Here is a 1,579-nt window from a genome sequence, read left to right as displayed (position 1 = left end):
CGTCGAGCCACTGCTGGACGGTCTTGGTCACCGGGAAGGCGTGCCAGGTGTTGACCTCCTGCGGCTTCTTGGTGACCACGCCGCCCTTGGTGAAGCGCACCGCGTCCGCGAGGACGGCGGTGGACGTCGAAGCGGGGCCGTCGCCGAGCACGACCTGCCCGGTGGTGCCGGCCGTGAACGGGTGCTTGCCCAGCGCCTTCCACTGGCCCTCGGTGCCCGCCTGCTGGTCGACCTGGTAGGTCTTGGTGCCTCCCGCGTAGGTCACCGTGTACGGCGCGTTCGTCGCGCGGTCGGAGGCCGGGACGTAGTGCACGTCGACCTGGTAGTCGCCGTTCTCGGGGAGGTTCGGCCGCCAGGTGTACTTGTCGCCCGCCGTGGCGTCCTTGTTGTAGCGGTAGTCCTGACCGATCGCGTACTGGGTGTACGCGGTGTTTCCGGAGGTCGGCCAGGCGCCCGTGGCGGCGGTGGTGCCAAAGTCGCCGTCGTCGACGAGGACCGACGTGCCGGACAGCTCACCGGTGATGCCGTTGGCGTTGTTCCAGGTGGCGCCGTCCTCCGTCCACGCGGTCGTGGCCCGGTGCGCCTCCAGCTGGACCTCGGTGGCGCCGGTGGTGTGGGTCTGGTCGTAGTACAGCTTCAGTTCGGCCGAATCCAGGTGGGTGCCCGCCGGGATGCCGGACAGGCCGAACTTCAGCAGGGCGCGCGAGGTGCCTGAGCTGGTGTTGCCGACGGAAAGACGCCACAGGTCCGCGTAGTTGGCGGCCGCGTCGTCCGAGGAGATCATCGTGTCGGCGGACTGCGACGGAGTCGGCGCGATCGTGACGGTCGGGTCGACCGTCACCGGGAACGCTCGCTCCGGCGCCGCCAGCCACTTGGCGTCCGGCTTCAGGATGATCCCGTACGACCCGTTCCCGCCCGTGAGTTGCTGGCGGACGGCGTCGGAGCCGGCGGTGCCGTAGGCGGAGCCGACGTCCTTCTTCGCGTCCGTCATGAACGGCGCGGGGATCACCAACGCCGGTGCGCCGACCGGGGAGTTCTCGCCGTAGAGAGCGATGGCGCCATTCTTCTGCGACTTCGCGGTCAGGCCGCCGGTGGTGAGGGTGAACTCGAAAGCGGGCGCCGTCCTCGGCCGCTCGCCCAGAACGATGTTCTCCTTCACACTGCCGTTGCCGACGGTGTAGGAGAGGTCGATTCCGTCGCCCAGCGCGCCCTTGTAGGTGACGACGTTGCCGTCGACCTTCGGGGTCAGTGCCTTCGCCGGGTGCTTCAGGCCGATGGCGACCCAGTGGCCCTTGTCGAGTTCGAAACGGACCAGCTCACCGGGGCGTGAACCGAACCAGGTCTGCGCCACGTTGGTGGTGTTGGCCTTCTCGAAGCCCTTGCGGTCGGTGTCGGTGACCGCGGTGTCGATGGGCTTCCACTCGGCTTCCGCGCCCTTGCCCGTCTCGTAGGCGGTGGGTATCGCGGAGACCTCGGACTGCACCCGCCCGTCCGACATCCGCCAGGACCGGGAGTACGGTGTCCGGCGGGCCGTCAGTTCCTTGACCCGCTCGGCCTTTTGGGCGGGCCGTGCCTTAGC

General features: G+C 69.0%; 1 protein-coding gene. It reads right to left on the bottom strand.

Annotated features, from left to right (window positions below; all coding sequences use genetic code 11):
• Positions 1-1,579 (bottom strand): DNRLRE domain-containing protein (locus AB0I77_RS53465; protein ID WP_363290317.1); only part of this gene is annotated, 1,579 nt, incomplete at both ends.

Source organism: Streptomyces sp. NPDC050619 (assembly GCF_040654815.1).
Lineage (GTDB): Bacteria > Actinomycetota > Actinomycetes > Streptomycetales > Streptomycetaceae > Streptomyces.
Note: the sequence above shows the minus strand (reverse complement) of the source record. Positions and strands in the feature narration are given on the sequence as shown.